This window comes from Aquiflexum sp., assembly GCF_041749095.1.
Classification (GTDB): domain Bacteria; phylum Bacteroidota; class Bacteroidia; order Cytophagales; family Cyclobacteriaceae; genus Aquiflexum.
Genome location: NZ_JBGTCA010000409.1, coordinates 1 through 3,683, shown reverse-complemented (window position 1 = coordinate 3,683; position 3,683 = coordinate 1). Strand labels below are relative to the sequence as shown.

At 40.6% G+C, this 3,683-nt stretch carries 4 protein-coding genes; 1 reads left to right on the top strand and 3 read right to left on the bottom strand.

Going from position 1 to position 3,683, the window contains the following annotated elements:
• Positions 1-137: 137 nt before the first annotated feature.
• The 3 genes from ACEW8O_RS18580 to ACEW8O_RS18570 all read right to left on the bottom strand — a co-directional run bounded on the left by ACEW8O_RS18580 (position 138) and on the right by ACEW8O_RS18570 (position 2,822).
• Positions 138-563, bottom strand: coding sequence for a nuclear transport factor 2 family protein (locus ACEW8O_RS18580; protein WP_373496127.1), 426 nt, complete (start codon positions 561-563; stop codon positions 138-140).
• Between the two features lie 111 nt (positions 564-674).
• Positions 675-1,946 (bottom strand): serine--tRNA ligase, encoded by a 1,272-nt coding sequence (gene serS / locus ACEW8O_RS18575; protein ID WP_373496126.1) that lies wholly within the window; start codon positions 1,944-1,946, stop codon positions 675-677.
• Positions 1,947-2,054: 108 nt separating this feature from the next.
• The gene (locus ACEW8O_RS18570) at positions 2,055-2,822 is read right to left on the bottom strand and encodes a hypothetical protein (RefSeq protein WP_373496125.1); all 768 of its coding nucleotides are present in this window, start codon (positions 2,820-2,822) and stop codon (positions 2,055-2,057) included.
• 74 nt (positions 2,823-2,896) lie between these two features.
• Between ACEW8O_RS18570 and ACEW8O_RS18565 the strand changes: the two genes are divergently transcribed.
• The coding region (locus tag ACEW8O_RS18565) for an isopenicillin N synthase family dioxygenase (RefSeq protein ID WP_373496124.1) at positions 2,897-3,683 on the top strand (787 nt) is incomplete at its 3' end.

Here is a 3,683-nt window from a genome sequence, read left to right as displayed (position 1 = left end):
GATTTTCTTTCGCTTTTTGTATTCATTGTAATATCATTTGAATTCACTTGTAATACACGAAGATAGGATTAAATGTTCATAATTCACTGTAACAAGGATTGAACCTTACTGAAAAGAAAATGGATAAATATCTTATTTCACCTCTTTTCCTCATACCAAGTCTTATGGACTATTTTCCAGACACCTTCTTTTTTGATAAGCGTGAGGTAATCATAATAGTAAACTCCCGGCCAGAAAAGCTCAATTTTTGCCAATGCTGTATAGCCTTTGATTTCGACTTCCAGTAATCGGTTATCGAATTGACCGGGGTCTCTTTTTACACCTTTTGCAGTTCCGGATGCCCATTCCTCATAGGGTGTAACTGTGAAATTCTCTCCCCGATAACCGATCAATCTTGCTGATGGATCAAATGCCGCATCAAGTTTTGAGCGGTCCCTTTCCATCATGCCATCAAAATATAGTTGTATGGTATGCGTGATTGCTGTTTTTTCTTCCGGTATGGATTGGGAAAATGCCTTTCCAAAATAGCAAAGAAAAAGAATGAAAGTGAGCTGTTTTTTCATTTGGCCAATTTTTATCAAATGTTAATATCGTGGCTTATCTGATGGAACGCTGATAACGCTGATTTTACTGATTTTCACGGATAAAGAAACCAGTGAAAAGACTACAATGTTTTAGATTTTATCAAAGCCCAAATATGGCACCAAAACCTTCGGCATCCTGATGCCTTCTTCTGTTTGGTTGTTTTCCAAAATGGCTGCAACAATCCTTGGTAAGGCCAATGCTGAACCATTCAGGGTATGTGCGAACTGTGTCTTTTTGTCATCTCCTCTAAACCGCAACTTAAGCCGATTGGCCTGGAAAGTTTCGAAATTACTGACCGAACTGACTTCCAGCCATCTTTCCTGCGCGGCAGAATATACCTCCATATCATAAGTGAGTGCTGAAGTGAAGCCCATATCCCCACCACAAAGCCTCAGCACCCTAAAGGGTAATTCAAGCTTCTTAAGAAGGCCCTGTACATAGCTGCTCATTTCTTCCAAGGTCTCATAAGATCTGTCCGGGTGTGAAATATGTACAATCTCTACCTTATCAAATTGGTGTAACCTGTTCAGGCCCCTCACATGTGCACCCCAACTTCCTGCTTCTCTTCTAAAACAGGGAGTATATCCTGCATTTTTGATGGGGAGATCCTTTTCGTCTAAAATAACATCTCTGTACATGTTTGTAATGGGGACTTCAGCCGTTGGGATCAGAAAAAGCTTGTCTTCAGTAGCTTCATACATCTGTCCTTCTTTGTCAGGCAAATTTCCGGTACCATACCCTGATTCCTCATTGACCAAAATCGGTGGCTGAACTTCCACATATCCGGCCTTCAAAGCCTCATCCAAAAAGAAATTGACCAAGGCCCTTTGCAGTTTTGCGCCTTTTCCTTTGTACACAGGGAATCCTGCTCCTGCAATTTTGACTCCGAGATCAAAATCGATGATGCCATATTTTTTGATCAAATCCCAATGAGGTTGATTTCCTTCGGGTAGTACCGGGATCTCACCATGTTCCAGGACGATTTCGTTGTCCTCCGCAGATTTACCGAAGGGAACAGAACTGTGTGGCACATTGGGGATGGTATAAAGAAGTTGTTTGAGGTCTTCTTCGTAATTGTTATAGGCATCTTCCAGAGATTTTACCTGCTCTTTTATTTCGGTAGTGCGGGATTTGATTTTATCGGCCTCTTCCTTTTTCCCTTCCCGCATCAACAGCCCTATTTCCTTGGAAATACTGTTGGACTCAGCCTGAAGACCGTCCCTTTGGGCTTGGGTCTCTTTCCTGTTTTTATCGATCTCCAATACTTGGAGTAAGATGGTTTCTGCATTTGCAAAATTGCGTTTCTGCAATCCCTGCAATACTGTTTCAAAGTTGTCCCTGATGGTATTGACAAGTAACATAATTTGTTTGGTAAGGTCTGAATGAAAGGTGCAAAGATAAGGATGTTCACCAATTGAGTAGGTGGAAACATCAATTATATCACATAGAGCAAAGTTCTCCCTCCTGGATTATTTTACAAGGATAGCTTTTTGAATACTTGAAAAAGGGCCATCCAGCTCAGTTCCGTCTTTCTTCAAGAGGCTAAGCTGTAGATTATATTCCCCTTTTGGCAAATCTGAGATCCGGATAGGATATACCTCATTGATTTCATAGGAATATTCACCTACCCTAACCTGTACTTTGAGATTGTCCAAAAGCATGTCTCCGCCAATGACCAAAAAATCTATGGTAATTTCCTCCTCTTCGGTGTAGGTCTGACCATTGGTAGGTAGGTTCAGTGCCAGATAAGGTTCTGCTGAGTATGGAAATGGCCTGGAATTCCCGACCAAAAAGTCACGGTCAACATAATTCCCGAATTCTTTGAGAGCCAATCCTTCACTATCCAAAAGATAGGCCACTACCCTGTATGTCCCTTCATTGAGTTCTCTCTGGAAAATGGGTGAATTGTATCCAACAGGATCGCTGGAATTAAGAATGATATTCAGTTGAAATCCACTCAATCCTTCTCCAAAAGGATAATTTTTGATATTGAATTCAAAGGGGACTTTGCCTGGTTTGAAATTCTCCATATTCAATGGAGAATACATTTCAATAATGGCATCCGGAAAATCCTTTTGTTCGTCAAAATAGTAAAAACTTATCTCCTTACGGGCATTTGCTATAGAGTCCATAACATCGCTTTCGTATTTCAATTCATCTTTTTTCTCCCTTGATCCCGAACATGCATGAAACAATACGATAACAAGAAGACTAAAATACTGGATGGTTTTTTTCATAGTGATGGAGGTACAAAGGCTAATTTATTTAAATTTGGTTTAAATTGGCCTAAAATTAAAATAAATTTACCGATATGAGTGAGATACTATATGATGAGATACCTTCTTTGGATTTGGCTGACTTTACCTCAGGTAGCCAGGAAAGAAAGCAGGCTTTTGTGGATAAACTGGGACAGGCATATAATAACATAGGTTTTGTGGCCATCAAAAGCCATGGATTGGGTAAAAATCTGCAGGATGATTTATATTCAAGTATCAAAAATTTTTTCAGCCTTCCTGATGAAATCAAGTCCAAATATGAAAAGCCTGAGATTGGTTACCAAAGAGGCTACACGGGCAAAGGAAAAGAGCATGCAAAAGGAAGAAATACAGGAGATTTAAAAGAGTTTTACCATGTGGGTCAGGAACTTTCTGCCATCCCTGACAGTGATCCCATCAAGTCTGAATATCCCGAGAATATATGGCCGACAGAACTTCCTGAATTTGGAGAAATTGCTTTGGAAACATATAGAACTTTGGAACAGGCCGGTAAAAATATGCTTAAGGCCATTGCGCTTTACCTTGGGTTGGAGGAAAATTACTTTGAGGACAAGGTAGCACATGGTAATTCCATTCTCAGACAGATTCACTATTTCCCTATTCAAAACCCTGATGAAGTCCCCGCTGATGCCGTTAGAGCAGCAGAACATGGAGACATCAATCTGATTACATTATTGATGGGTGCCAGTGCAGATGGGCTGCAGGTGTTGAGAAATGACGGAAAATGGATCCCCATCACGGCTTTGCCCGATCAGTTGGTCGTCAATGTTGGGGATATGTTGGAAAGGCTGACCAATAAAAAACTGAAATCCACCATACACC

Bases quoted from the DNA above. Each gene is read 5' to 3' on its own strand.
- ACEW8O_RS18580 (WP_373496127.1), bottom strand. From the start codon at position 563: ATGAAAAAACAGCTCACTTTCATTCTTTTTCTTTGCTATTTTGGAAAG.
- serS (WP_373496126.1), bottom strand. From the start codon at position 1,946: ATGTTACTTGTCAATACCATCAGGGACAACTTTGAAACAGTATTGCAG.
- ACEW8O_RS18570 (WP_373496125.1), bottom strand. From the start codon at position 2,822: ATGAAAAAAACCATCCAGTATTTTAGTCTTCTTGTTATCGTATTGTTT.